Raw genomic sequence first — 24,548 nt, forward strand, 5'->3', positions numbered from 1 at the left:
TGTCGTTTCCGGCCTTCGAGATGTCCGACGCCCGCATGCCGCTCGATCCGCACACACCTCCCGAATCCCTCGACGCCACCGGCGATCCCGCGAAAGCGCTGCGCGCGTGGCTCGAACGCCACCCGCGGATCTTCGTGCTCACCGGTGCCGGCGTCAGCACCGACTCCGGCATTCCCGACTATCGCGACAGCGACGGCGCGTGGAAGCGCACGCCGCCGGTGACGTGGCAGGCCTTCACCGGCGATGCGGCCACCTATCGCCGCTACTGGGCGCGCAGCCATGTCGGCTGGCCGGGCTTCTCGGCCTCGCAGCCGAACGCCGCGCATGCGGCGCTGGTCGAACTGGAGCGTCGAGGCGCGCTGACGTCGCTGGTCACGCAGAACGTCGACCGCCTGCACCAGCGCGCGGGCAGCCGCGACGTGATCGACCTGCACGGTCGGCTGGACCGCGTGGTCTGCCTCGGCTGCGGCGACGACACGCCGCGCGAGGATCTGCAACGGCGCATGGCCGAAGCGAACCCCGGCTGGCGCCCCCGCGAAGCCGGCGCCGCACCCGACGGCGACGCCGACATCGACGCCGCAGCCGTGGCCCGCTTCGAACCGCCGCACTGCATCGTCTGCGGCGGCCTGCTGAAACCCGACGTGGTGTTCTTCGGCGAGAACGTCCCGCGCGAACGCTACGCCCGCGCGCTGGCCGCGCTGGAATCGGCCGACGCGATGCTCGCGGTCGGCACGTCGCTGATGGTGTATTCCGGCTTCCGCTTCGCGCGGATCGCCCGCGAGCGCGGGCTGCCGCTGGCGATCCTCAACCGCGGCCGCACCCGCGCCGACGATCTGGCGCAACTGCGGCTGGACGCCGACTGCGGCGCGACGCTGTCCGCCGCGCTCGCATCGGACGGCGCGACGGTTACCGGGTGACCTGCGGCGCGCCCGTCGTCTCGGTCGGCACCGGCGCGGGCGCCGGCTTCACGTCCACGAACAGCGGACGCAGCGCCGGCACGAGATACGGCGTGAGCACCGAGGTCGGCACGTCGACCGTGCGCACACCGTCGACGTAGGGCCCGACCTGGTAGGGCGGGAACACGAAGCGCAGGCCCATCAGCCGGCCGGTGTCGGGCGCCGGCGCCGCGATCGGCTCGAACGCGGCGAACGCGGTCGCCGTGGGCTCGGTGCCTTCGTCGATCATCCGGCCCACCGAGCGCATGACCTCGGCGCGTTCCGACGGCGAGAGTTCGTCCGCATCCACGCGCTGCGACAACGTGGCGTGCAACTGCTCGCGGGCAAAGTCCGACAGCATCGTCCACGCCGCGGCATCGGCGAACAGCTCATTGGCCGTCAGCATCTTCTGCGCCTTCGGCAGCCAGACGAAACGCGCCACCAGCGGATCACCGTGCGCGCCGCCGGTGAAGCTGGAGCCATCGGCGGCAACCGCCACCACGTCCGACGTGTCCAGCAGCAGGTTGAAGTTGAGCGAGAGCTCGAACGGCGAGGTCTGCTTGGCCGGGTCGGCACCCTGCACCGCCTTCAGCAGCTCGGCGCGCGCGCCGTCGGCGTAGGCCTGCAAGGCCGTGGCCAGTCCGGGGTATTTCTTCGCCTCCGGCGGGAAACTGATGCCGACGACGTAGCGGGCGTCGTGTTCGATGATGTCCTTCAGCTCGGGCGGCGGCGGCGCCGGCTTGGCCGCGCTCTGGACGGGCGTCGGGGCGGCGGCTTTCGGCTTGTCCTTGTCGCAGGCGGCAAGGGCGAGGCTCAGGACGAGGGCGGTCGCCAGGACGGCGGGCGTCCGGGCGCGGAAACGGAGGCTGGGAGACGTCGACATGGAGGCGTGTCGGGAGGGGGACCCGATCGAATGGGGAGGAATCGCGCAGCAGGATAACGGATGCCTGCACCGGATGCCGGCCACGGGGAGGCCGGACGAAAAAAACCCCGGGCGCGAACGCCCGGGGCCCCTGACGCGATGGACGCTGGATTACAGCGCCTGGACTTCGTCGGCCTGCAGGCCCTTCTGGCCCTGCACGACCTTGAAGGTGACCTTCTGGCCTTCCTTCAGCGACTTGAAGCCGGTGCCCTGGATCGAGCGGAAATGGACGAAGAGGTCCTGGCCGCTTTCCGGGGTGATGAAGCCGTAGCCCTTGGCATCGTTGAACCACTTCACGGTGCCGCTCTGACGATCGGACATGGGTGTTACTCCTCACATGCAACAGTTGGGTGGATACACGGCGCTTGCGGGCGCCGCGACTGTCTAGCCAGGGGTAACGCGAACGATGAGCGGATCGTCTGGGGTCGGCCATGGGCCGACAGCTACCTTGGATCTACCGCATCGGGTCACGATGTACCGTGATCCCGCTTGGAACAGTCCGCGCAACATACACCACAAGTGTCGGCTTTTGTGAAGCGGTCGGAGGAACTTTTCCGCCGGACGGCGGTCACGGGGCGACCCGCCCTCCCGGCCGGGAAAGCGGTACGCGAAAAATCCCGGGAATTTTCCGGATTCCGCCTCCACGGAAGGCGCCACCGGCTCGACTCCTTAGACGGACGAGAAGTGACGATCCCTCCCTCCGCGGGCCCGATGTGACGCACCGCGGCAACATCCGTGCGCGGAAGGATGCGCGAAACGACTGGCACGCTTCCTGCTTCTCCAAGCTCGAATCACCCGTGCAGCGTGACCCGTCCCGAACCACTCCGTCCACAGAGGAGCCCATGCAGACCGAAGCCCCGGCTACGCCCGTCAGCGACGACCACATCGTCGCGCGGTTGTACGACCTCGCCCGCCAGGGCGATACCACCACCCGCGAGTACCAGCTCCTGGATCACGTGATCCAGAAGCGGCTCCTGCAGACCTACGGCTGCGACGGCTCCCGCAGCGCCTGCGCGGCCTGAGGCCGCCAGGGGTCAGAACGATCCGGGGCTGGCCAGCCGCCGAACGAAGCGGACGGCCAGCTCCGGATTCAGCAGCAGGGTGAAGCCCACCCCGTAGAGCGCGCCCCACAGGTGGGCGCTGTGGTTGACCCGATCACCGCCGCGGCGATCCATCCAGATCGTGTAGCCGAGGTAGAGCCCGGCGAAGAGGAAGGCCGGGATCGCGACCGGGATCAGGAACACGTAGATGCCGGCCCACGGGTCGAGCAGGATGAAGGCGAACAGCACCGCCGACACCGCCCCCGAGGCGCCCAGACTGCGGTACGACGCATCGTGCTTGTGCCGTGCGTAGGTCGGCAGGATCGCCACGACCACCGACGACAGATAGAACAGCAGGTAGCCGATCGCGGTGACGCGGTCGGTGAAATAGCGCTCCATCGCCGGGCCGAACGAATACAGGGCGATCATGTTGAAGATCAGGTGCCCCCAGTCGGCGTGGATGAAGCCGTGGGTGAGCAGCCGGTCGTACTGGCGCCCGCGCTCCACCGCCGGCGGCCACAGGATCAGCCGGTCCAGCAGCCGCGGCTTCTCGAAGGCCTGCCACGACACGACCACGGTGATCGCGATCAGCGCAAGCGTGACGTAACCGGTCATTCGCGGACACTCCTGCGCAAGGCGGACGTGGCGGGTCGGGACTCAGGCCGCACGGTAGTGGTCCTGCATCGGGTAGCGGCGCGCGTACAGCGCGAACACCAGCGCGGCGACGAAGGCGAAACCGGCGAAGAAGAACATCAGGAAGGCGTGTTCGCTCAGCCCGGACGAGGCGACCAGCGCGCGCATGCCCTCGCTCTTCACCCCGGCGTTGGTCAGCAGCACCCAGACGTTGCCGAAGGTCACCGACAGCATCCAGAAGCTCATGATCACGCCCTTCATCGGCGCGGGCGCCTGGCTGTAGGCGAATTCCAGGCCGGTCGCCGACACCAGCACCTCGCCGAAGGTCAGCAGGACGTACGGCAGCACCTGCCACGTGAGCAGCACCGGGTCGCCGCCGTCGATCCACAACTGGATCACCCCGGCGACCACCCAGGCGAGCCCGGAGAACGCGATGCCGAAGCCCATCCGCCGCAGCGCAGTGACCTGGAAACCCAGCTTCGTCAGCGTCGGATACAGCACGAGGTTGTTGAACGGGATCAGCAGCATCACCAGCAGCGGATTGATCGCCTGCATCTGGCCGGCTTCCTTCACCAGCCAGCCCAGCCACCAGCCTTCCGGCATCACCATCTGCTTGCCCTGCAGCACCCAGGTCGACGCCTTCTGGTCGAACAGCGACCAGAACGGGCTGACGATGGCGAACACGATCAGGATGCGCAGCACGGCGCGCACGCCGTCCACCGCTGCATCCGGATGGCTGCCGCGGGCGTGTTCCAGCTGCAGCGACGTGCCGATGCCGCCGAACAGCAGCACCGCGCCCAGCGCGAGGCAGAACGTGGGCACGAAGCCGACCGATTCCGGCCACCAGCCCGCACCGCTCGCCCAACCCGCCAGTTGCACGATCGCCAGCAGCAGGCCGAACCCGGCGATCGCGGTGCCCATGCCCTTGCGGCCCGAGGCACCGCCGCGCAACGCGGTCATGGCGACGCGGAGGAAGGCGTCCGGATCGCGTGCGTCGGGCGCGACGTTCACGTATCTGCGGCGGCCGAGCCAGAAGATCAGCGTCGCCACCAGCATCAGCACGCCCGGCACGCCGAAGGCGATCTTCGCGCCATGCTCGCGCAGCAGGATCGGCATCAACAGCGAAGCGAAGAACGAGCCGAAGTTGATCGTCCAGTAGAACGCGTCGTAGACGATCTTCGCGAGGTGCTTGTTGGTGCGGTCGAACTGATCACCGACGAACGACGACACCAGCGGCTTGATGCCGCCGGACCCCAGCGCGATCAGGAACAGGCCGGCGTAGAACCCGGTGCGGTCGCCGTCGAACAGCGCCAGGCAGAACTGGCCGGTGCAGTACAACAGCGAGAACCACAGGATGGTGTTGTACTTGCCGAAGAAGCGGTCCGACAGCCAGCCGCCGAGCAGCGGGAAGAAGTACACGCCGATGACGAAGCTGTGGAACACCTCCTTCGCCATGCCCTCGCGCTCGGCCCCGGGCAGGTAGGCCAGCAGCGCGCTGCCGATCAGGAACTGCACCAGGATGTTGCGCATCCCGTAGAAGCTGAAGCGCTCGCAGGCCTCGTTGCCGATGATGTACGGGATCTGCCGGGGCAGGCGCGCGCCGGCGTTTTCCGCTGCGGTCACGCCCATTCGGTCAGCCCCTCGCGACGGTACAGTTCGGCGAACGACGGACGCGCCTTCAGCCGGTCCGCGAGCGCGGCCAGGTGCGGCCACTCGATCGCCTGCTTCGGCATCTTGCGCGACCAGCGCATCAGCATCACGAGATGGAAGTCGGCGGCGGTCAGGCGATCACCGAGCAGGTGCGGCCCGTGCGCGGCGAGGTGGGCGTCGATGCGGTCCCACTGCGCCTCGATCCGCGGCCGCACGTGCGCCAGCACCGCCTCGGCGTTGGCCTCGCCGGCCGGTTCGTGCGGGTACCACCACTGCCGGAACAGCGGCTGGACCATGTTCGCGAGATTGAACATCCACTGCGTGTAGTCGATGCGCGCCGCGTCGCCCGGCGCGGGGGCGAGGCCGGCGGCGGGATACGCGTCGGCGAGGTGCATCGCCAGCGCGGCGGCCTCGTAATGCGGCGCACCGTCGATGACCAGCGTCGGCACCACGCCATTGGGATTCAGCGCAAGGTACTCGGGCCGCTTCTGCGCACCGGCGGCGGTGTCGACCAGCGCCAGCGTGTGCGGCGCACCGACTTCCAGCAGCAACCAATGGACGACCAGGCTGGCCGCACCCGGCGAGTAGTAGAGGACATGGGACGACGCGGTCATGGCGGCTCCTGCGCGAAAGAACCAGTGTCGCACAGCCTTCCGCTCGCTCGCGCATGACCATCGACAGGCATCCGCGCGGCGCGATCGGGGCACAATGCACGATCGCCCGCCGCTCCCGTCACCGCCCATGCGCACGATCGCCCTGCCCGCCCTCACCGTCCTCGCGCTCGCGCTGTCGACCACGCTGCCCGCCCGCGCAGCCGACCCGCTGTCCACCGAAGCCGAACGCAGCGGCTTCGTCCGCACCGGCCGCTACGCGGAAGTCATCGCACTGTGCGACGCGTTCGCGCAACGTTACCCCGATGCGGTGCGCTGCATCGACTTCGGCACCACGCCCGAGGGCCGGCCGATGAAGGCGCTGGTCGCCAGCCGCCGCGGCGCGTTCACGCCGGATCAGGCGAAGGCCGACGGGCTGCCGGTGCTGCTGGTGCAGGGCGGCATCCACGCCGGCGAGATCGACGGCAAGGACGCGGGTTTCCTCGCATTGCGCGAAGTGCTCGACGGCAACGCCGCGAAGGGCGCGCTCGACAAACTGGTGCTGATCTTCGTGCCGGTGTTCAACATCGACGGCCACGAGCGCTTCGGCCGCTGGAACCGCCCGAACCAGGTCGGCCCGGAAGCGATGGGCTGGCGCGTCACCGCGCAGAATTTCAACCTCAACCGCGACTACGTGAAGGCCGACGCGCCCGAGATGCAGGCGATGCTGGCGCTGGAGAACGCGTGGGACCCGATCGCCACGATCGACCTGCACGTCACCGACGGCGCCAAGTTCCGCCACGACGTGTCGATCCAGGTCGAACCGCTGCACGCCGGCGACGACGCGCTGCGTGGCGCCGGCCTGCAACTGCGCGACGGCACGCTCGAACGCCTGCGCAAGCGCGGGTCGTTGCCGGTGCCGTTCTATCCGTCGTTCGTCGAGAGCGACGACCCGACCTCGGGGTTCGCCGACGGCGTCGCGCCGCCGCGCTTCTCCACCGGCTATTTCCTGCTGCGCAACCGGCTGGCGATGCTGGTCGAAACGCATTCATGGAAGGACTACGCCACCCGCGTGAAGATCACCCACGACGCGGTGCTCGCCGTGCTCGACCTGACCGCAGCGCACGGCGCGGAATGGCGCCGCGCCGCCGATGCCGCCGACACCCGCGCGACCACGCTGGCCGGCAACGCCGTACCGCTGACCTGGAAGGCGACCGACAAGGTCCGCACGATCGATTTCCTCGGCTACGCCTACACGCGCACGCCCTCCGAGGTCTCCGGCGCGCTGATGACGCGCTACGACGACAAGACCCCGCAGATGTGGAAGCTGCCGCTGCGCGACGAGATCGTGCCGTCGCTCGTCGTCGACGCACCGAAGGCCGGCTACGTGGTGCCTGCGGCGTGGGCGGAACTGGTCGCCGCCAAGCTGAAGCAGCACGGCATCGCGTTCTCGCGCCTCGACGCCGCGCATCCCGCGCTGGCGGTGCAGGCATTCCGTGACGAGACGCCGACGTTCTCCGCCGCGCCGACCGAAAGCCACCAGCGCCTCACGGTCGAAGGCGCGTGGGCGCCGGAAACCCGCGACGTCGGCGCCGGCGCGCTGTTCGTGCCGATCGCGCAGCCGAAGGCGCGACTGCTGATGTCGCTGCTGGAACCGCAGGCGCCGGATTCGCTGCTTGCGTGGGGCGAATTCAACAACGCCTTCGAGCAGAAGGAATACATGGAGGACTACGTCGCCGAGGACGTGGCGCGCGAGATGCTGGCGCGCGACCCGGCGCTGAGGGCCGCGTTCGAGCAGAAGCTGAAGGACGACCCGACGTTCGCCGCCGACCCGGCCGCGCGCCTCGCGTTCTTCTACCGCCGCCACAGCGCCTGGGACGAACGCTTCGGCCTGTATCCGGTGCTGCGGGTCGATACCGCGCCGTAACTGCGCACGTTAGGTGCCGTGGCGCGGAGCGAAGCTCCGCTGACCCTCTCAACGTCGCTCGCACTTCCAGTTCTTCGCCTTGCCCTCGGCCAGCCATTCGACGGCCTGGGCGATGCGCTTCGCGCGGGTCTCGGCGCGCTTCGCGCCGAGGATCCATTCGAGGTATTCGCGACGGTGACCGGGCGAAAAGGAATCCCAGTGGGCTCGCGCGGTCGGCACGCCATCCAGCGCCGCGGCGAAGTCTGCGGGCATCTCCGGCAGCGGTGCGGGCGGCTTCTTCGCAGCAGTGCGAACGGGCTTCGTGCCCGATGCGTTGAGCGCCGCGGCGCGCTTCAGCAGCATTGCGAGCGCGCGCTTCGGCGGCAGGTCGTCCAGCGTCGCAAGCTTGCCGAAGCTGCCCATGCCTTCGACCGGGCGTTCGCCGCCCATCACCTCGGCATGGCGCCAGAACCCGAACGCGGCATGCTGCTTGAACGCCGCCATGTGACACAGCGACGCGCCATCGACGACGAAGAACGGCATGCCCCACTTGATCGTCTCGTCCGCGTCCGGGCAGGTCGCATGGACCAGCGCGCGCAGGTGTTCGAGGATCGGCCGTGCGAATGGCGCGGCCTTCGCGATGTAGGCATCGACGCGCGGATCGCGTTCGCCCATCGCGGCACGCCTCAGCCGAACGGACGCGGCAGGTCCAGCATCGGCGCAAGGAACCAGTACGCGCCAGCCAGCACCATGCCCCACCACAGCAGCTTGAACAGGAACTTGACCACCTTGATCGCGAAATACGCCGCGATGATGGCCAGCACCAGTCCGATCCAGCTCATGTCCGCCATCGTTGCCGTGCGCCTCGATCAGTGTGTGCAGGTAGCAGATTCTGCACGTTCGCCAGCGCGAACGGGAGCCAGCGCCGGATCGAGCGCCACGCGTTCGTCGAACACGAAGCAGCCGCCGCGGTAGCCGAAGCCGCCGACCGCCTCGAAATAGCCGAGGATGCCGCCGTCGAGCTGCAGCACGTTGTCCATGCCCTGCGCATGCATCCACAGCGCGGCCTTCTCGCAGCGGATGCCACCGGTGCAGAAGCTGACGACGGTCGCGTCGGCCAGCGCCTCGCGCTCGGCCAGCACCGCCGCCGGCAGGTCGACGAAGTTGTCGATCGGCAATTCCAGCGCGCCGTCGAAGGTGCCGTGCGCCATCTCCTCGCGGTTGCGCGTGTCCAGCAGCACCAGCCGGCGGCCGTTGTCGTCGGCGCCCTGCGCGATCCAGCGCGCGAGGGTGGCGGGCGCGACCGCGGGCGCACGCGTCGCGAGCGGCGAGGCATCGGGCTGGCGGAAGGCGATGATCTCGGCCTTGACCTTCACCTTCAGTCGCGCGAACGGCATCGCGGCGCAGCGGGTCGCGCGGACCACGATGTCCGCGAAACGCGGGTCGGCGCGCAACTCGGCGAGGAAGCCGGCGATCGCGTCGGGCGCACCGGCGAGGAACAGGTTCAGCCCTTCCGGCGCCACCAGCACCGTGCCGCGCAGGGCCTGCGCTTCGGCGGAGGTGCGCAGCCGTTCGGCGAGGGCGGCAGGGTCGTCCACCGCGACGAAGCGGTAGGCGGCGATGTGTTCGATAGCGGGAACCGCATCGGAGGCGGAAGCGTCGGCAGGCAGGGTCATCCGGCAATTTTACCGCCCGCCGCCAGCACGTTCGCGAGGTTGCGGCGTGCCTGTGCCTCGAAGCGGTCGCGGAAGAAGTCGCTGAGGAAGATGCGCTCGCCGTCGAGCAGCATGCGGAAGAACGCGCGACGCTTGCGCCGGTACAGCCAGCGCGGGACCGCGCGGTACTCCTCGGCGATGGCGCGGTCGTAGGCGGCGAAGGCATCGGGTGCGGCGCCGAGGATCGCCATGTCGCAGTCGAGGAATCGCCGGGTGTCCTCGCCTTCCGCCGTATCGGGGAAATCGCTGCTGCGCAGCCCGCCATGGCGGGCGGTGAGCAGGATCAGCGCGGCGATGCGTTCGACATCGACCGCCTCGTCCGGCGGCCAGCGGCGCAGGTGGTCGCGCATCAGATCGGCCGAACGCGCCTCGTTGTCCTTGCGGCCCGGGACGTACACCGCGTCGTGGTACAGCAGCGCGAAGCGGATCGTCTCCGGCGCCTGCCAGCCCGGCCCGTCGGCCACGCTGCGGAAATGCGCGAGCGTCTCGATGACGTGGCCGAAGTGGTGGTACGCCCGCGGCGGCGTGGCATAGGCCTCGCGCAGCGCCCGGGCCTGCTCCGGCGACAGGGACGCCGTCCCGTCCTCCGGCACACTGGCGCCGGAAGCGGGAGACGACGTCACCATCGACCTCGAGGCATCAACCGCCGACGACCGTCAGCGTCGGCGAACGCTTCGTCGAGGCGCGGCGTTCGGCCGCGGTTTCGGCCGTGTAGGCGCAGACGCGGTTGCGGCCTTCGTTCTTCGCGCGGTACAGCATCTGGTCGGCGTGCGACAGCAGGCGCGACAGGTCGTAGCCCGACTCCGCGGTCGAACTGACGCCGAAGCTCGCGGTGACGACGAACGAATAGCCACTCTCGCGGGTATCGATCTGGGCCAGCTGCGAGCGACAGTCCTCGGCCATGCGCGCCGCGGCAGCGAGATCGAAACCGCGCAGCAGCACCGCGAACTCCTCGCCGCCGATGCGGCTGAGGTAGTCGATGCGGCGGCAGTGCGCGGCGCAGGTCTTGCCGACCTGCTTCAGCACCCAGTCGCCGGCACCGTGGCCGTAGGTGTCGTTGATCGCCTTGAAGTGGTCGAGGTCGAACATGACCAGCGCCGCGGTGTCGCCGGCGCGCGCGGCCTCGACCAGCGTGCGCTCCGCCTTCTGGCTGAAGAAGTGGCGGTTGCGCAGCCCGGTGAGACCGTCGGTCTGCGCCAGCCGCTGCAACTGCGCCTGGTGGCGCTTGACCTGGATGGCCCAGAACACCGCGGCCGCGAGCAGCAGCAGCAGGAACACCATCGCCAGCCGCGCCTTCTGCGCGCTTTCGCGATCGAGCGTGCGCTGCAACTGGAGGATCTTGATCGCGCGGTCCTGCAGCGCAATCTGCTGGGTCTGGCGCAGGGTCTCGTGGCGCACGATCTCGTAAGCCAGTTCACGCGCCTTCACGTCGTTCTGGCGCGCGATCTCGGATTCGGCGTAGTGCTTGTACAGCTCCAGCGCCATCGTCGGCTTCTCGTGCCGCGATGCGATCTGGTACAGGGTGTTGTAGGCGCTCACGAGCGTGGCCGACGACTTGATCTGCTCGCCGAGGGCGATCGTCATGTTCGCGTGCTTCTCGGCCGCCTCGATGTCGCCGAGCTTGAGCTTGAATTCGCCGATGAAGGCATGCACGCCGGCGATCAGGCGCGGATAGCGCGTGCGCTCGATCTCGGGCAGCGCGTCTTCCAGCAGCTTCACTGCATCCGGAAGGCGCTCTTCCTCGGCCCACTTGCGGGCCAGCACCACCTTGGAGAGATTCAGCGGGATGACTTCGTGGATCGAGGAGCAGGCGTTGATGACGCTCTGCACCGACTCGTCGCCCTTGGGCAACTGGTGCAGTTCCAGCTGCGACTGGATCTCCACGTAGCCGGCGGCGCACTTGGTGCGCGGTCCGGGGCTGTCGGCCAGCATCTCGCGCGCGTAGTTCAGCGCGATCTGGTACTGGCCGATTTCGTTGTAGAGGACCGCAGCCGCGCCGATGCCATCGTGGCGGATGTCCTTGTTCGCCACCTTGTTGCGGATGGCCAGCGTCTTCTGCAGGAAGCGCAACCCGGTGCTGAAGTCGCGCTTGAGGCCCGCCAGGTTGGCGACCAGGCTGCCGGCCCGGTACTTCAGGGTCACGTCCTTGGTCTGCTCGAACAGCGCAGACGCCATCCGGATGCTTTCTTCCGGCTTGTCGCGGTACACCCCGAGCGCGTAGGCCTCGAGGTAGCGCAGCCGTTCCTCCTGGCTGCGCGTGGCCGATTTGCGCTGTTTCTGGAGCTGGCCGAGCAACTCCAGAAACTCCTTCGGCTGCGCGCTCCTGATCTGGTCCGCTTCCGCCAGTTCGGCATCGAAGGACCTCCCGGCCGCGAGCGCGCCGGTCCCCGTCGAGAACAAGAACAACGAAACGAACAGAACCGCCAAATGCTTCCGTTGCATGGGGGAGACCTCTGTATCTCAGTGACGCGTGGTTCGGATTATTCGAGACTCTTGTCGTCCGGGCCTTTCTCGTCTTCCTGCTCTTCGCCCGGCGCCTTTTCCTGCTCGTTCTCGTCGGGCGCGAAGACCATGCACATCATCACGTCGCGACCGTTGAGCGCGTTGGTCAGCGCGCGCGGGTCCCGGCGCATCAGCGCGGTCCTGCACTCTCCTTCCTCGACCAGACCCGCGATGACCGCTTCGTAGTCCCCGGCGGACATCCTCGCCATGGCCGCGTTGGCACCCATGGACTCGAGAAACTGGATCACATTCGACATCGACTCCCCCCATTGTGCTGATGTTTCAACGGACTGCCGACCGCTTGTCGGCCAGACCCGTCACGATTGCCGCGACGCTTCGGCGCAACCCACTGATTTCGAACGGCTTTCCCCAAACCGGAATCGGCACCGGAACGACCGCATTCGCAGGCTATGCGAAAAGGTCATTCATATCAATCACTTCTGGGGGTTTCTGGCAAAAGTACCGATTTCGCTCCCTCGCCCGCCCCGGCCTGTGCCCGGGCCAGTTCGGCGTCCAGCGCCGCCAGCCGCGCCAGCACCGCCTCGTCGCGCTGCATCGGCCAGGCCGGCGGCAGCACCAGAGTGGTCTGCAGGCGCAGTTCGGTTTCCGGCAGCGCGGACAGCGGGATGCGGTCGATCCGCGGCTGCGCGATCGGCAGGGTCGCGGCTTCGTAGACCACGACCTCATGGTCGGACGGATAGCCCTGCGCTTCCAGCAACTCGACCAGCAGGTGCAGGTGCGGTGCGGCAGTGGCGTAGCGGGACAGGCTGCGGTCGCCGGCCAGGCCGATCTGCCACAGCACGAGATAGGCCGACGGGTCGATGCGCCGCCGGAAGAACATCATCTGGCTGGCTTCGAAATGCTGGCAGCCGCAGGTGCCCGGATCGATGCCGAGGTCGGCGTAGAGGCAGTCCTCCGCCGAGATGCCGGGATGCATCGTCGCCTCGAAACCTTCGGCGCGCGCGGCGGCGACGGCATGGTGCGGCACCTGCGCGAACACGCCCGGATGCCCGTAGAACACGCCGCAGACGCGCTTGCCGGCGCGCACTTCGGCGAGCATCGCATCGATCATCTCGCGGTAGCTGTCGGTCCGCCGCTTGCCCTCGGCGTAGAACGGCTGGAGGCTGCGGACGTCGGGCCGCAGCTGCGCAAGCCACAGTTCGACGACCGCGTCCGACACCAGTCCGAAGACGACGTCCGCCTGCTCGATCTCGCTGCGGCAGCGCGGGCTGAGGTGCGCGCCGAGCATCATGCCGAGGCCGACGGCGCAGTAGCTGCCCGACCGGCTCACGGCGCACCACCTTCGCAGCGGGCGGCACGCACGGCGGCCCAGAGTTCGCGGGTCATGCGCAGGCCCGAGGCATCGGGGCCCGGCAGGCGGCAGGCGTCGAAATGCAGCAGTTCGCCGAGCCGGCCGACGCCGAGGTTCGCCGGCACGTGGCGCGCGATCACCGTTTCCAGGTCGAGCTTCCAGCGCGGGTCGAACAGGTGGTCGAGCACGCCGGCGGTGATCTCCAGCCCGTACTGCATGCCCTGGAAGCGCGGCAGCACCATCAGCCCCAGTTCGACGCTGGCCGGCGCATCGGCGCTGCGGAGAATCGACTGCATGCCGACCGCTTCGTCGGTATCGCGCAGGGCCATGCGCCAGTAGCGCGCGCGCATCGGCGTTTCCCGGTTCCAGCGGCAGACATTGCCGTGCAGGGCGTCGGCGGCGTCGCGACCGAGCGCAGGGCCGATGTGCGCCATCATCGCCGGGTCGGTGTAGAGCGCGCGGTAGACGTCGCGGTCGCGTTCGTCGACCAGCCGCCCGTGCAGGCGCGGGGTATCGAAGCGCCAGTCGATGCCGTCGTCGGCTGCCGCGCCGGTCATGGCGCCTCCGCGGAGCCGGACGATCGCGGGACACGGAAGACACGCGCCGTACGGATCGCTGCGGGCGGCGGGGCGAAAGGGGCTTGCGGCGACATCGTCGTTCTCCTGCTGCAGTCGCGATCGCAGGACCCGATCGTGCCGCGCGCAAACGATAGCAGGGATGCGCACGCCGGGCTTGAGCGCCCCCGGGGCGCTGTCTACACTCGCGGGCGATCGCGGCGGGGCCGCGCGCGCCCGCCGACAAACTGCTGAGAGCCCGCCGATGTACCCACTGCTGTCGCTGTCCGCGCTGGTCCAGATCGCCTGCATCGTCCACGCGGTGCGCACGCGGCGGGCCTACTGGTGGATCTTCATCCTGATGGCCGGCTCCTTCATCGGCGTGGCCGCCTACGTGATCGCCGAACTGCTGCCCGACCTGCGCCACAACCGCGCGGCGCGGCAGGTACTGAACCAGGCCCACGACCGCATCGACCCCGAACGCCGCAAGCGGATGGCCTCGCGCCAGCTCGACGTCGCCGACACCCTGGAGAACCGCAAGCGGCTGGCGCAGGAATGCTTCGACAGCGGCGACTATGCGCAGGCGGCGGAGATGTATCGCTCCGGCCTGCGCGGGCTGTACACCACCGATCCCGACCTGATGCTGGGGCTGGCGCGCGCGCAGTTCGCGCTGGAACAGGCGGCGGAGGCGAAGACGACGCTGGACGCGCTGATCGCCGCGAATCCGGATTTCCGCTCGCCCGAAGGCCATCTGGTCTACGCCCGCTGCCTCGAAGCGGTGAGCGACGTCCCCGCCGCGCTGCACGAGTACGCGGCGCTGGTCGACGGCTACCCGGGCGAGGAAGCGCGGGTGCGCTATGGCCAGCTGCTGCGCCGCGCCGGACGGAACGCCGAGGCGGCAGAGGTGTTCCGCACCTCGATCAAGCGCACCGGCCTGGCGCCGAAGTACTACCAGCGCCAGCAGAAGCCGTGGGTGGAGACGGCCAAGCGCGAACTGGCCTCGCTGTCGGCCTGAGCCGCGGCGCCGGCCATCCGCTCGGCCTGCCGGTAGCATGACGGCATGCGCGACGCGCCCCCGACCCTGCCGCTGGTCCCGACCGCCACATCCGGTGGCGCCGTGCTCGTGGCGTACAGCGGCGGGCTCGATTCCACCGTACTGCTGCACCGGCTGGCGGACGATCCCGCGATCCGCGCCCGCGGCCTGCGCGCCGTGCACGTGCACCATGGCCTGCATGCCGATGCCGACGCCTGGGCGACGCACTGCACCGAGACCTGCGCGGCGCTGGGCATCGCGCTGGACGTCCATCGCGTGACCGTGCCGCGTGACAGCGGCCTCGGCCCGGAGGCCGCGGCGCGCGAAGCCCGGCGCGCGGCGTTCGCGGACGCGATGCATCCGGGCGACTGCCTCGCCCTCGCCCAGCATCGCGACGACCAGGCCGAAACCTTCCTGCTGCACGCCCTGCGCGGCTCCGGCCCCGACGGGCTGGCGGCGATGCGGCCGTGGCGGCGGTTCGGCGATGGCTGGCTGTGGCGGCCGCTGCTGGAGACGCCGCGCGGTGCGCTGCTCGCCTATGCCGAAGCCCACGGCCTGCGCTGGATCGAGGACCCGACCAACGCCGATCCCGCCTTCGACCGCAATTTCCTGCGCCACCGCGTGCTGCCGCTGCTGCGCGAACGCTGGCCGCAGGCCGATGCCGGCTTCGCGCGGGCGGCGACGCTGGCCGGCGAATCCGCCGACTTGCTGGCCGGACACGATCGCGCGGCGCTGGCGAACGTGCGCACGGACGGCGACGCACTGTCGGTGCCCGCGCTGCGCGCGCTGGCGCCGCCGGAACGCGCGCGGGTGCTGCGCCTGTGGGCGACGACGCTGGGCTGGCCGCCGCTGTCGGCCGCGGCGGTGGCGCGCATCGACACGCACCTGCTGGACGCGACGATCCCGCCGGATCGCCAGCCGTCGGTCGACTGGCACGGCCGGACCTTCCGGCGCTGGCGCGGTGCGCTGCACGCGGTCGATCCGGCACATGCGCTGCCGGCCGGCTGGTCCTGCGACTGGGATGGCCGCGTGCCGCTGGCGCTGCCGAACGGCGACCGGCTGGCGCTCATCGGTACGGACACGCTGCCGGGCCCGTGCGGCGTCCATGCGCGCCGCGGCGGGGAGCGCCTGCGGCTGCCCGGCCGCACGCATCACCATGCGCTGAAGCACCTGCTCCAGGACGCCGGCCTGCCGCCGTGGGAACGCGCCCGCCTGCCACTGCTGAGTGCCGCCGACGACACGCTGCTGGCCGCCGGCAATCGTTTCCTCGACGCCTGTTTTGCGTCGTGGCTGGCGGAACGCGGCGCATCCCTCGTCTGGCATCGGGCCTGACGTCCCGCGGCCGCCGCCGCATGGCCAGTGCCCGATGCAGGCCGTGCATGAAAAAGCGCTGCGCACGCTCTACACTTCGATCATGGCCCGCAAGACACCCACGGACACGCCCGAGACCGCCGCGGACACCGCGTCGCCGGTCGCGGATTTCGAACAGTCGCTGGACGCGCTGGAGCGTCTGGTCGAGAAGATGGAACAGGGACAGATGAGCCTGGAGGATTCGCTCGCCGCGTACGAACGCGGCGTCGGCCTCTATCGCCGCTGCCAGCAGGCGCTGGAACAGGCCGAACTGCGCGTGCGCCTGCTCAGCGACCCGGAACAGCCCGAGGCCGCGGAACCCTTCGGCGATGTCTGAAGCGTCGTCGCCGGCGCAGGCCGGCCTGGCGCCCGCGGACGCCTTCGCCGCCTGGCGCACGCGCGCGGACACGACGCTCGACCGCGCGATCGACGCCCACGCCGTCCCCGGCACGCGCCTGCAGGCGGCCATGCGCCACGCCGCGCTGCTCGGCGGCAAGCGCATGCGCCCGCTGCTGGTCTACGCCACCGGCACCCTGCTCGGCGCCGACGACGCCGCGCTCGACGCGCCCGCCTCCGCGGTCGAACTCATCCACGCCTACTCGCTGGTGCACGACGACCTGCCAGCGATGGACGACGACGCCCTGCGTCGCGGCCAGCCGACGGTGCACGTCGCCTTCGACGAAGCCACCGCCATCCTCGCCGGCGACGCGCTGCAGGCGCTCGCGTTCCGGCAACTGGCCGATGCCGCACTGCCCGCCGACGCGCGGATCGCGATGGTGCGAGAACTCGCGACCGCCGCCGGCGCCGCCGGCATGTGCGGCGGGCAGGCGTTCGACATCGACGCCACCGGCCGCGGCGGCGACATCGCGCTGGACGAACTGCGCCGGCTGCACGCACTGAAGACCGGCGCGCTGCTGCGCTGCGCAGTACGGCTGGGCGTGCTCGCCGGCGGCGCGGACGCGCAGACCGCCGCGGTGCTCGACCGCTTCGCCGATGCGCTGGGCCTCGCCTTCCAGATCCGCGACGACCTGCTCGACATCGAAGGCGACAGCGCCACGCTCGGCAAGACCGCGGGCAAGGATCTCGCACAGAACAAGGCCACGTTCCCGGCGCTGCTGGGCGTGGACGGCGCGCGCACCGCGCTGGCCGAACAGGCCGACGCGATGCGCGACGCACTGGCGCCGTTCGGCCCGCGTGCGGCGCATCTCGCGGCACTGGCGCGGCAGGTGGTCGAACGCGACCGCTGAGGCCGGGCCTCACCCGGCCGTGCCGTCCTCCGCGAACCGCAGGATGCGCGCCATCGGCATGTGGTCGCCGGCATCGCGTCCGTAGTGCGTCGCGACGATGCGGCCGCTGCCGTCGATCAGGAAATCCGCCGGCATCAGCGTGCCGGTCGAGCCTGCGCCCTGCCCGACGCCCAGCAGGCGCAGTCCTTTCAGCAACGCGGGCAGGCGCAGCAGGACCGCACGGAGCTTGCCGAACGTCGAACGCTCGGCGCCGAACGCTTCGTGCGCGCGGCCGGCGGGGTCGGCCACCATCCGGAACGGGCGCGGCTGCCGGGCGATGAAACGACGCACGTCCTGTTCGTCGGAATGGAAGATCACGACCACGTCTAACCCGCGGTCGCGCAGATCGTCATGGTTGTGGGTGAGCTCGTAGACCCTGAAATTGCAGAACGGGCACGTGGCTTCGCGGAACACCGACAACAGCATCCGTCGCTCGCCACCAACGGCGACGCGCCGTCCGTCGATGTCCTTCAACGACAGCCGCGGAGCGGGTTCCGGTGGCAGCAGACGCATGACATCCTCCTTTCCGATGTGGACATGGGATGCCGGGCGACATCGCATGCCGGAAAGGAGGACGCCGAGCGCAGCGACGTTGCGCCGGAGCTGCCGGCACCGCCGGAAAGCATCGTTCCGGCAGCGCCGGGAATGCGTCAGTGCGCCGCCGGGGCACGCGCCGGCGCCACCCGCCGCGCAGCGGGGACCGGGAGACGGTTGCGGATCTCCGCGGATGCGGCCTTGGCGGCGGCCGTGGCCCCGGTGAACGCATTCGCGTCATCGACGTAGATGCGGTAATCGCGGACGAGCGGGCTGAGCGTCTCGCCCCAGTTGATGGCGGAAACGACGCTGGTCGCGCCCAGCGGACTGACCATCTCGAACACGACCGGCAGCCCCGCCTCGCACATGATCTTGCCCTGCCCCTGGCTGCAGGTCGGGTAATTCGGCTGCAGGTTCTCGATGAAGATGCCGACGTCACCGGCATCGCGTGCCCAGCCCACCGCAAGCGACGACAGGTCGCCCTGCGCATCGGAGACGTTGTAGATCTCGTGGACCTGCAACGGCGCGATGCCGCGCGCCGCGACATAACCGGCCTTCACCGTCGCCTCCAGCGTGGCGCGCGAGTAGCCGCTGACCGATGTCGGGTCGTTCTCGCCCGCGATGATGCGCAGGTAGCGCATGCCCGGCAGCGGCGAATGCACGAAGTACGTCAACCGGCTCACTTGCACTGGCAACTGCCCCCCGGTGCACACGCGATTGCCGTTCACCGTGCGGCAACTCGATGGCTGACCGGGCACCTGCACCACCACGAGGTTGCGGATCGCCGCGTAGATCTCCCGCTGCGCGCGGACCGCGCTCGGTGCCCACGGCGCAAGGCGGGTGACCGGGATGCCGTAGCCGGGATGCCGGGGATTGGGATCGGTGTAGACGTAGGTCGGTTCGCCATGGGCGACGCCATAGTCCACGACCGGTTGCGGCATGCCGGGGAAGAGCGTGAGGCTCGACTTCAGGCCGAGCGCCTCGGCAGAAGCCAGTGCGCTCGACAGCGCGTCGAGGCAGATCGTGAAACGACCGTTCGCATCCACCGCCGTGATCAGGCCGTCCATCGCCAGACGGATGTCGTAGCCCTTGGTCACGGTCCATGTCGCCGCGACCCACGGTTGGGACAGATTGCGCGTGCGGTCGCTGCCGCAGGCGGTGCTCGCGCCGGGATCCGTGTCCAGGACCGAGACCGCGCTCACCGCCGCGCATGCCGGGAAACACATGGCCAGCCAACAGACGACGATGCAGGACAACACTCGCATGCGCTTCAAGGCACACCTCCATGTCCGCACGGGACAGGTGCGGCTGCCGAGAGCAACGCTTGGTGCGGCGCCAGGTTGACAGCGATGGACAAGACGACGCCCTCCACGGGAGAGCGCGGGTCCGGCAGGCCGCACTGCGACGGCCTGCCGGACGGGCAACGCCGGAACCCGCGGTCGATCAGAACAAACGGATCGTGATCGGGTAGCGGTAGGTCTCGCCGTCGTAGGCCTTCACCGACGCGACGATGGTGAACACCAGCCAGGCGATGGCGAGGCCGATCCACAGCGGCACGGCGACGATCAACCCGATGCCCAGCGTGAAGACGACCAGCACGATGCTGGCGACGGCGTAGAGGAACATGCTGAAGTTGAAGTTCAGCGCTTCCTTCGCGTGCGCGGCGGCGAACGCGGAGCGGTCGCGCACCACCAGCCAGACGACGAACGCGGCCACCGCGCCGGCGACGCCGGCGAACCACGACGTGGCCAGTGCGGCCACGAGCGCCGAGACGTGCGCGGCGGCGGCCAGCGTGCGGTCGTTCGAGGCCAGGCCGGCGGGGGTGTCGACGGCCGGCAGGTCGACGGCAGGCGCAGCGTCGTGGGACAGGGTGTCGTTCATGGGAACTCCTCGCGGGGCCACCCCCGCCGGTCGCTGCCGGAAACGTCCGGCGCAAACACAGGATGGGACCTGCGCAAGGCCGCGCAAGCCAACCGAAGACACCCTGCCGAAGGTCCTGCTGCCGAACGTCAGGCCCGCAGCAGGCCATCCAGCGGGCGCACGGCGCGGCTGTCCGGGAACACCCGTGTCTCCAGCACCGATTCCGGGACCGCCAGGTGCCCGGCCAGCACGGCCTTGAAGACCGCGCGCAGGTCGGTGGTCGGCCGCAGGTCGCGGCCTTCGTGGAGCGCGCTTTGCGACAGGCCCGGCCAGTCGCCGGCGACGCGCCCGCCGCGCACCGCGCCGCCGGCCAGCAGCGCCATGCCGCCGACGCCGTGGTCGGTGCCGGCGGTGCCGTTCGCCGCCGCGGTGCGGCCGAACTCGGTGACGACGACGACGACGCTGCGCGCCCAGTCGCCGCCGATGCCCTCGCGGTACGCGCGCAGGCCGGCGTCGAGCTCGGCGAACTTGCGCTCCAGCGTCGCCTGCTGGCCGCGATGCGTGTCCCAGCCGGTGTCCTCGACGAAGCCGATCCTCGCCGCGTCCGCGCCCTGCATGCGTCGCGCCGCGGCGGCCATGGCGTCGGGCAGGCGGAACGCGCCGCGGCTGTCGCCGGCCGCATCCATCCCGGCCTCGGCCATGGCATCGGCGAACATCGACGCGAGCCGCGGATCGGCGGCGTACAGCGGCTGCAGTTGCTGCATCAGCGCGTCCGGCACCGGGCGCGGCAGCGGCGGCGACCAGATCCCGGCGCGAGTCGAGCCGCGCATCGCCAGCGGCATCACCTGCGCGATCGCCACGCCCTCGTCCGACGTCATCGCGCCGATGCAGCGACCGATCCAACCGTCGCGCGCACCGCCCGGCGCGGCGGTGCCGTTCTCCAGGCAGTCCTGCGCATCGAAATGCGAGCGCTGGTGGTACGGCGGCGCCACCGCGACGATCGGCAGCAGTTCGCGCTGCGCGTACAGGCCGTGCGCGAACGGCAGCTTCGGATGCAGGCCGAAATGGCGGTCCAGCGGCAGCGCGTCGGCCACCGCCAGCGCGCCGCGGAGACGGCGATAGTCGGCGTCGTCCGACGGCGGCAACAGGTGCAGGCCATCCATCGCGCCGCGCAGCAGCACGACGAGCATGCGGGTCTGCGCGCCGCCGGTGGCCGCGGGCGAGAGGCCGGGCCACAGCGTCAGCGCGGCGCTGCCACCGAGTGCGGCAAGGAAACGGCGACGGGTCAGGTGGAAATCGGTCACGGCCATCACATCCTCCACTGGAACGCGGGGCTGGAGAACAGCAGGGCGAAGCCTTCCTGCGGCGAACCGGCGCGGCGCAGCGCTTCGCCGAGCGGGCCCTGCGCCGCGGCCTCGCCGAGCACGTCGCGGGCGAGGTCGAGCGGCCGCTGCGCCGACGCCACCTGCGAGGACAGCGCGGTCGCCGCCTGCAGTCGCTTGCGCAGCGCATCGCCGCTGGCCCAGTCGGCCGCAGTGTCGGGAAAGCCCGCCGGCGAACGCGGCGTGAACCCGGGTTGCCCCAGCGCGCCGAGCAATCGCAGCAGCACGCGCGGATCGCGATCCAGCGCGATGCCGCCGGCGCGCATCGCCGAGATCACGAAATCCTCCGGCGTCTTGAACTTGCGCGCATCGGCCGACCACGCCGCGTCGTCGTCGATCATCGCCGCGTACAGCGCGACGAGTTCGCCGCCGCTGCGCAGGTAGGCCGCGGCCATGCGCTCGACCAGCGCCGGCGGCGGCGCGTCGGCCACGAAATGCCGCGCGAGCTTGAAGCTCAGGTGTTTCGCGGTGGACGGATGCAGCGCGAGGTCGCGCAGGACCGCACGCCCCTGCGCCTCGCCTTCCTCGGCGTAGCGCCGGCCGAGCACGCTGCGCGTGCCGGGCTCGTGCGCGATCGGGCGGAACACGAAACCGCTGTCTCCGCCGCGCCCGGCGTCGCGCGGCAGCGGCGTGCCCCAGCCGGTGATCGCCTTCGCCAGTTCGATCACGTCCTGCTGCGCGTAGCCGCCATTCACGCCGAGCGTGTGCAGTTCGAGGATCTCGCGCGCGAGGTTCTCGTTGAGGCCAAGCTTTCGCTTGCCGTCACGGCGCGCCGCGCGCTGCGCCAGCATCGAGTCGTCGCCGATCGACGCCGCATTGTCGAGATACAGCAGCATGCCCGGATGCGTTTCCACCGCCAGCAGCAGGTCAGCGAAACGGCCGGTCACGTGCGGCCGGATCGCCTCGCGCTCCATCGGCGCAGCGAGCAGGCGCGCCTGGTTCTTGTCGATCGAGATGGCGAAATGGTTCGACCAGAAATGCACGAGGCGCTCGACGAACGGCGTCGCGGTGTCGGCGGCCACGCGATAGCGCAGCGCGAGATCGGCGAAGGCGTCGCGACGGATCCTCTGCTGCAGCGGCGTGCGCTCGCGCTCGGGCACGCGGGCATCGGCGTCGGTCGCGACGGGCGCGGCTTCCGTCGCGTTGCGCTGCTTCGGCGGACGCGCCTGCTTGCGCTCGCGCCGGTATTCGTTCTGGCGACGCAGCACCGTCGCGCTGTCGGGCAGGTTCGCGAACGGCGCGAGGTCCGGGCCTCGCCGCAGCTGCGCGTGCAGCCAGCCGCGCGCATCGCGTGCCTGCGCCAGTTCGCCGGGCGTGGCACCCAGCCCGAATCGGTTGACCGCTGCGGTCGATTGCTCGAGGCCCATCGCGCGCTCCATCGTCGGAAGACGACGAAGGGAACGCCCCGCGGTGCCGCAGGTTGACCGCCAGACGAAAAAACGCCCCCGGCGCAATGCGCCGGAGGCGTTCGGGAACGGTCGTGACGCGCCGGATTACTTGATCAGGCGGATCGCGAACGGATAGCGGTAGGCTTCGCCGCTGTTGGCCTTCAGGCCGCCGATGATGCTGAACACGATGCAGGCGATCCAGGCGGCGAAATTGATGAGCGCGCCGATCAGGATGATGCTGAGCACGATGCCGATCACGTAGACGATCAGCAGCGTGATCTGGAAGTTCAGCGCTTCCTTGGCTTGGTCGTTGACGAAGTCCTTGCCCTGCTGGTCCTTGTTCACCAGCCAGATGATCAGCGGCACGATGAAGCCGAGGACGATGCCGGAGAGGTGGGTGATCAGCGCCAGCGTCCGCTGGTCTTCGGGCGGAGCGCCGGTCGGGGCCGGCGGCGGGGCGATGTAGTCGTTGGCGTTGCTCATTCGGTGTTTCCCCAGGGATGCAATGGAACGTTCGGAGGTTGAACCCGGCGCGCGTCCGGGTCGGGCGCGAGCATGGCCGCTGAGGGTACAAACGTCAAACGGAACCGGCGACGGTCATCCGCCCGACGAGGATCGATCCCGTTCTCAGGTGCGAGCGCGGATCGACGTCGTCGCCGATGGCCTCGATGCCCGCCAGCATCGCCCGCAGGTTGCCGGCGATGGTCAGGCCGTCCACCGGGTACGCGATGGCCCCGTTCTCGACGTAGAACCCGGCCGCACCGCGCGAGTAGTCGCCGGTGGTGGTGTTCACGCCCTGCCCCATCAGCTCGGTCACCAGCAGGCCGGTGCCCATGCCGCGGACGAGGTCGTCGAGACCGCCCGCGTTCGCGGCGACCTCCAGGTTGAACACGCCGCCGGCGTTGCCGGTGCTTTCCAGCCCCAATCGGCGCGCGGAGTAGCTGCCCAGCACGTAGCGCTGGAGCACGCCGTCGCGGACGAGGTCGGCCTCGCGGGTGGCGACACCCTCGGCGTCGAACGCGGACGAACGCAGGCCGCGCATGAGGAACGGCCGTTCGCGGATCGCGCACCACTCGGGCAGCACGCGCGTGCCGACACTGTCGAGCAGGAAGCTCGCACCGCGATACAGCGCGGATCCGGACACGGCGCCCACCAGATGGTTGATCAGCGAGCGCGCGACCTGCGCCTGGAACAGCACCGGCATGTCCGCGGTCGGGAGCGTGCGCGGATCGAGCCGCGCCAGCACGCGCTCGGCGGCGCGGCGGCCGACGGCCTCGGGCGCTTCCAGATCCTCGCGGGCCAGCGCGACGGTGAACCACTGGTCGCGCTGCATGGCATCGCCGCGCCCGCCGATCAGCCCGCAGGCGATGCTGTGCTGGGTGTCGCGTTCGCGGCCGAGGAAGCCGTGCGAGTTGGCGTAGACGCCGATCGACTGGCTGGTCGCGACCGAGGCGCCGTCGGAATTGGCGATGCGCGGGTCGGCGTCGCGGCCGGCGGCCTCGCAGGCCAGCGCCAGATCGACTGCGGCATCGGCTTCGAGCGCCCACGGGTGCCAGGCGTCGAATTCACGCAGGTCGGTGGCCATGCGATCGGCGTCGGCAAGGCCGGCGGCGGGATCGGCCTCGGTGTGGCGGGCGATGGCGCAGGCCATGGCGACGGTGGCGTCCAGGCTGTCCGGGCGCAGGTCGGCGGTGCTGGCGCTGCCCTTGCGCCCGCCGAAATAGACGGTAACGGCGATCGAACGGTCACGGGTGGATTCGACGCTTTCCACCGCGCCCATGCGCACGCTGACGTCCAGCCCGCGGTCTTCGTCGCAGCGGACCTCGGCCTGGTCGGCGCCCTGCGCCCGGGCGCGGGCGAGCAGGTCGCGGGCCAGGTCGGACAGGCGATCCAGGCGTTCCTGGCTGTCGTCGGCGACGGGGGCAGAGGAAGCGATGACGTTCAATGCTTTATCCT

General features: G+C 70.1%; 27 protein-coding genes. 7 read left to right on the top strand and 20 right to left on the bottom strand.

The genetic code is table 11. The features are described from left to right. Positions 1-35 precede the first annotated feature (35 nt). The gene (locus tag ACT53R_RS05665) at positions 36-917 is read left to right on the top strand and encodes an NAD-dependent protein deacetylase (RefSeq protein ID WP_476171121.1); all 882 of its coding nucleotides are present in this window, start codon (positions 36-38) and stop codon (positions 915-917) included. Here the strand turns inward: ACT53R_RS05665 and ACT53R_RS05670 are convergent. Both ACT53R_RS05670 and ACT53R_RS05675 read right to left on the bottom strand, forming a co-directional pair. Then, positions 907-1,818 carry a DUF3298 and DUF4163 domain-containing protein gene (locus tag ACT53R_RS05670; RefSeq protein WP_476170873.1) on the bottom strand — a complete coding sequence of 304 codons (912 nt, stop codon included), beginning with the start codon at positions 1,816-1,818 and terminating at the stop codon, positions 907-909. The two genes, ACT53R_RS05665 and ACT53R_RS05670, sit on opposite strands and share 11 nt — an antisense overlap. A gap of 150 nt (positions 1,819-1,968) precedes the next feature. Next, the gene (locus tag ACT53R_RS05675) at positions 1,969-2,178 is read right to left on the bottom strand and encodes a cold-shock protein (RefSeq protein ID WP_137851067.1); all 210 of its coding nucleotides are present in this window, start codon (positions 2,176-2,178) and stop codon (positions 1,969-1,971) included. 521 nt (positions 2,179-2,699) lie between these two features. Between ACT53R_RS05675 and ACT53R_RS05680 the strand changes: the two genes are divergently transcribed. After that, a complete protein-coding gene (locus ACT53R_RS05680) occupies positions 2,700-2,879 on the top strand; it encodes a hypothetical protein (protein ID WP_476170874.1) in 180 nt (59 codons plus the stop codon). 12 nt (positions 2,880-2,891) lie between these two features. Here the strand turns inward: ACT53R_RS05680 and ACT53R_RS05685 are convergent, their stop codons facing one another. The 3 genes from ACT53R_RS05685 to ACT53R_RS05695 are packed head-to-tail and all read right to left on the bottom strand — an operon-like array spanning position 2,892 to position 5,794. After that, positions 2,892-3,512, bottom strand: coding sequence for a rhomboid family intramembrane serine protease (locus ACT53R_RS05685; RefSeq protein WP_476170875.1), 621 nt, complete (start codon positions 3,510-3,512; stop codon positions 2,892-2,894). A 42-nt stretch (positions 3,513-3,554) separates the two neighbouring features. Beyond that, positions 3,555-5,153, bottom strand: a complete 1,599-nt coding sequence (locus tag ACT53R_RS05690) for a POT-type proton-dependent oligopeptide transporter (protein WP_476170876.1) — start codon at positions 5,151-5,153, stop codon at positions 3,555-3,557. Next, on the bottom strand, positions 5,150-5,794 hold the full coding sequence (locus tag ACT53R_RS05695; protein ID WP_476170877.1) for a glutathione S-transferase family protein: 645 nt from the start codon (positions 5,792-5,794) through the stop codon (positions 5,150-5,152). The genes ACT53R_RS05690 and ACT53R_RS05695 overlap by 4 nt, the downstream gene beginning before the upstream one ends. A gap of 142 nt (positions 5,795-5,936) precedes the next feature. Here ACT53R_RS05695 and ACT53R_RS05700 point away from each other — a divergent pair, with 142 nt between their 5' ends. Beyond that, the gene (locus tag ACT53R_RS05700; RefSeq protein WP_476171122.1) at positions 5,937-7,697 is read left to right on the top strand and encodes a M14 family metallopeptidase; all 1,761 of its coding nucleotides are present in this window, start codon (positions 5,937-5,939) and stop codon (positions 7,695-7,697) included. Positions 7,698-7,745: 48 nt separating this feature from the next. On the opposite strand, the gene ACT53R_RS05705 is transcribed toward ACT53R_RS05700, so the two are convergent. The 8 genes from ACT53R_RS05705 to ACT53R_RS05740 form a co-directional block, all read right to left on the bottom strand. Beyond that, positions 7,746-8,351, bottom strand: coding sequence for a YdeI/OmpD-associated family protein (locus ACT53R_RS05705; protein WP_476170878.1), 606 nt, complete (start codon positions 8,349-8,351; stop codon positions 7,746-7,748). Between the two features lie 11 nt (positions 8,352-8,362). Further along, positions 8,363-8,518, bottom strand: coding sequence for a hypothetical protein (locus ACT53R_RS05710; protein ID WP_476170879.1), 156 nt, complete (start codon positions 8,516-8,518; stop codon positions 8,363-8,365). Between the two features lie 27 nt (positions 8,519-8,545). Continuing rightward, complete coding sequence (locus ACT53R_RS05715) at positions 8,546-9,352, bottom strand: sulfurtransferase (RefSeq protein ID WP_476170880.1); 807 nt, start codon at positions 9,350-9,352, stop codon at positions 8,546-8,548. Then, complete coding sequence (locus tag ACT53R_RS05720; protein WP_476170881.1) at positions 9,349-10,014, bottom strand: HD domain-containing protein; 666 nt, start codon at positions 10,012-10,014, stop codon at positions 9,349-9,351. Before ACT53R_RS05720 ends, ACT53R_RS05715 begins: the two co-directional genes overlap by 4 nt. Before the next feature lie 16 nt (positions 10,015-10,030). Beyond that, positions 10,031-11,833 carry a GGDEF domain-containing protein gene (locus ACT53R_RS05725; RefSeq protein ID WP_476170882.1) on the bottom strand — a complete coding sequence of 601 codons (1,803 nt, stop codon included), beginning with the start codon at positions 11,831-11,833 and terminating at the stop codon, positions 10,031-10,033. A gap of 38 nt (positions 11,834-11,871) precedes the next feature. Then, positions 11,872-12,150 (bottom strand): hypothetical protein, encoded by a 279-nt coding sequence (locus ACT53R_RS05730; protein ID WP_476170883.1) that lies wholly within the window; start codon positions 12,148-12,150, stop codon positions 11,872-11,874. A 173-nt stretch (positions 12,151-12,323) separates the two neighbouring features. Beyond that, positions 12,324-13,184 carry an SAM-dependent methyltransferase gene (locus ACT53R_RS05735; protein WP_476170884.1) on the bottom strand — a complete coding sequence of 287 codons (861 nt, stop codon included), beginning with the start codon at positions 13,182-13,184 and terminating at the stop codon, positions 12,324-12,326. Beyond that, positions 13,181-13,762: a GNAT family N-acetyltransferase gene (locus ACT53R_RS05740; RefSeq protein ID WP_476170885.1), complete on the bottom strand. Its 582-nt coding sequence runs from the start codon at positions 13,760-13,762 to the stop codon at positions 13,181-13,183. Before ACT53R_RS05740 ends, ACT53R_RS05735 begins: the two co-directional genes overlap by 4 nt. 262 nt (positions 13,763-14,024) lie before the next feature. Here ACT53R_RS05740 and ACT53R_RS05745 point away from each other — a divergent pair, with 262 nt between their 5' ends. From ACT53R_RS05745 to ACT53R_RS05760, 4 genes are all read left to right on the top strand, one after another. Continuing rightward, on the top strand, positions 14,025-14,774 hold the full coding sequence (locus tag ACT53R_RS05745; RefSeq protein WP_476170886.1) for a tetratricopeptide repeat protein: 750 nt from the start codon (positions 14,025-14,027) through the stop codon (positions 14,772-14,774). A gap of 45 nt (positions 14,775-14,819) precedes the next feature. Beyond that, on the top strand, positions 14,820-16,124 hold the full coding sequence (tilS, locus tag ACT53R_RS05750) for a tRNA lysidine(34) synthetase TilS (RefSeq protein WP_476170887.1): 1,305 nt from the start codon (positions 14,820-14,822) through the stop codon (positions 16,122-16,124). A gap of 82 nt (positions 16,125-16,206) precedes the next feature. Further along, positions 16,207-16,479, top strand: a complete 273-nt coding sequence (locus tag ACT53R_RS05755) for an exodeoxyribonuclease VII small subunit (RefSeq protein ID WP_476171123.1) — start codon at positions 16,207-16,209, stop codon at positions 16,477-16,479. Continuing rightward, a complete protein-coding gene (locus ACT53R_RS05760; protein ID WP_476170888.1) occupies positions 16,472-17,389 on the top strand; it encodes a polyprenyl synthetase family protein in 918 nt (305 codons plus the stop codon). Before ACT53R_RS05755 ends, ACT53R_RS05760 begins: the two co-directional genes overlap by 8 nt. A gap of 9 nt (positions 17,390-17,398) precedes the next feature. Here the strand turns inward: ACT53R_RS05760 and ACT53R_RS05765 are convergent, their stop codons facing one another. The 7 genes from ACT53R_RS05765 to pmbA all read right to left on the bottom strand — a co-directional run bounded on the left by ACT53R_RS05765 (position 17,399) and on the right by pmbA (position 24,537). Next, positions 17,399-17,941 (bottom strand): redoxin domain-containing protein, encoded by a 543-nt coding sequence (locus ACT53R_RS05765; protein WP_476170889.1) that lies wholly within the window; start codon positions 17,939-17,941, stop codon positions 17,399-17,401. A gap of 137 nt (positions 17,942-18,078) precedes the next feature. Further along, on the bottom strand, positions 18,079-19,164 hold the full coding sequence (locus ACT53R_RS05770; protein ID WP_476170890.1) for a hypothetical protein: 1,086 nt from the start codon (positions 19,162-19,164) through the stop codon (positions 18,079-18,081). Positions 19,165-19,405: 241 nt separating this feature from the next. Beyond that, entirely contained in the window at positions 19,406-19,843 is a 438-nt protein-coding gene (locus ACT53R_RS05775) for a DUF4870 domain-containing protein (RefSeq protein ID WP_476170891.1), read from the bottom strand. A 128-nt stretch (positions 19,844-19,971) separates the two neighbouring features. Then, on the bottom strand, positions 19,972-21,126 hold the full coding sequence (locus tag ACT53R_RS05780) for a DUF1501 domain-containing protein (protein ID WP_476170892.1): 1,155 nt from the start codon (positions 21,124-21,126) through the stop codon (positions 19,972-19,974). 5 nt (positions 21,127-21,131) lie between these two features. Further along, entirely contained in the window at positions 21,132-22,571 is a 1,440-nt protein-coding gene (locus tag ACT53R_RS05785; RefSeq protein ID WP_476170893.1) for a DUF1800 domain-containing protein, read from the bottom strand. Between the two features lie 126 nt (positions 22,572-22,697). Further along, complete coding sequence (locus tag ACT53R_RS05790) at positions 22,698-23,075, bottom strand: DUF4870 domain-containing protein (RefSeq protein ID WP_476170894.1); 378 nt, start codon at positions 23,073-23,075, stop codon at positions 22,698-22,700. A 94-nt stretch (positions 23,076-23,169) separates the two neighbouring features. Next, positions 23,170-24,537 carry a metalloprotease PmbA gene (gene pmbA, locus ACT53R_RS05795; RefSeq protein ID WP_476170895.1) on the bottom strand — a complete coding sequence of 456 codons (1,368 nt, stop codon included), beginning with the start codon at positions 24,535-24,537 and terminating at the stop codon, positions 23,170-23,172. Between the last annotated feature and the right edge of the window lie 11 nt (positions 24,538-24,548).

Source organism: Lysobacter sp. DMC104 (assembly GCF_056313665.1).

Coding starts and splice junctions, on each gene's coding strand:
- ACT53R_RS05665 (WP_476171121.1), top strand. CDS start 36: ATGCCGCTCGATCCGCACACACCTCCCGAATCCCTCGACGCCACCGGC.
- ACT53R_RS05670 (WP_476170873.1), bottom strand. CDS start 1,818: ATGTCGACGTCTCCCAGCCTCCGTTTCCGCGCCCGGACGCCCGCCGTC.
- ACT53R_RS05675 (WP_137851067.1), bottom strand. CDS start 2,178: ATGTCCGATCGTCAGAGCGGCACCGTGAAGTGGTTCAACGATGCCAAG.
- ACT53R_RS05680 (WP_476170874.1), top strand. CDS start 2,700: ATGCAGACCGAAGCCCCGGCTACGCCCGTCAGCGACGACCACATCGTC.
- ACT53R_RS05685 (WP_476170875.1), bottom strand. CDS start 3,512: ATGACCGGTTACGTCACGCTTGCGCTGATCGCGATCACCGTGGTCGTG.
- ACT53R_RS05695 (WP_476170877.1), bottom strand. CDS start 5,794: ATGACCGCGTCGTCCCATGTCCTCTACTACTCGCCGGGTGCGGCCAGC.
- ACT53R_RS05705 (WP_476170878.1), bottom strand. CDS start 8,351: ATGGGCGAACGCGATCCGCGCGTCGATGCCTACATCGCGAAGGCCGCG.
- ACT53R_RS05710 (WP_476170879.1), bottom strand. CDS start 8,518: ATGAGCTGGATCGGACTGGTGCTGGCCATCATCGCGGCGTATTTCGCG.
- ACT53R_RS05715 (WP_476170880.1), bottom strand. CDS start 9,352: ATGACCCTGCCTGCCGACGCTTCCGCCTCCGATGCGGTTCCCGCTATC.
- ACT53R_RS05725 (WP_476170882.1), bottom strand. CDS start 11,833: ATGCAACGGAAGCATTTGGCGGTTCTGTTCGTTTCGTTGTTCTTGTTC.
- ACT53R_RS05730 (WP_476170883.1), bottom strand. CDS start 12,150: ATGTCGAATGTGATCCAGTTTCTCGAGTCCATGGGTGCCAACGCGGCC.
- ACT53R_RS05740 (WP_476170885.1), bottom strand. CDS start 13,762: ATGACCGGCGCGGCAGCCGACGACGGCATCGACTGGCGCTTCGATACC.
- ACT53R_RS05745 (WP_476170886.1), top strand. CDS start 14,025: ATGTACCCACTGCTGTCGCTGTCCGCGCTGGTCCAGATCGCCTGCATC.
- tilS (WP_476170887.1), top strand. CDS start 14,820: ATGCGCGACGCGCCCCCGACCCTGCCGCTGGTCCCGACCGCCACATCC.
- ACT53R_RS05755 (WP_476171123.1), top strand. CDS start 16,207: ATGGCCCGCAAGACACCCACGGACACGCCCGAGACCGCCGCGGACACC.
- ACT53R_RS05760 (WP_476170888.1), top strand. CDS start 16,472: ATGTCTGAAGCGTCGTCGCCGGCGCAGGCCGGCCTGGCGCCCGCGGAC.
- ACT53R_RS05765 (WP_476170889.1), bottom strand. CDS start 17,941: ATGCGTCTGCTGCCACCGGAACCCGCTCCGCGGCTGTCGTTGAAGGAC.
- ACT53R_RS05775 (WP_476170891.1), bottom strand. CDS start 19,843: ATGAACGACACCCTGTCCCACGACGCTGCGCCTGCCGTCGACCTGCCG.
- ACT53R_RS05785 (WP_476170893.1), bottom strand. CDS start 22,571: ATGGGCCTCGAGCAATCGACCGCAGCGGTCAACCGATTCGGGCTGGGT.
- ACT53R_RS05790 (WP_476170894.1), bottom strand. CDS start 23,075: ATGAGCAACGCCAACGACTACATCGCCCCGCCGCCGGCCCCGACCGGC.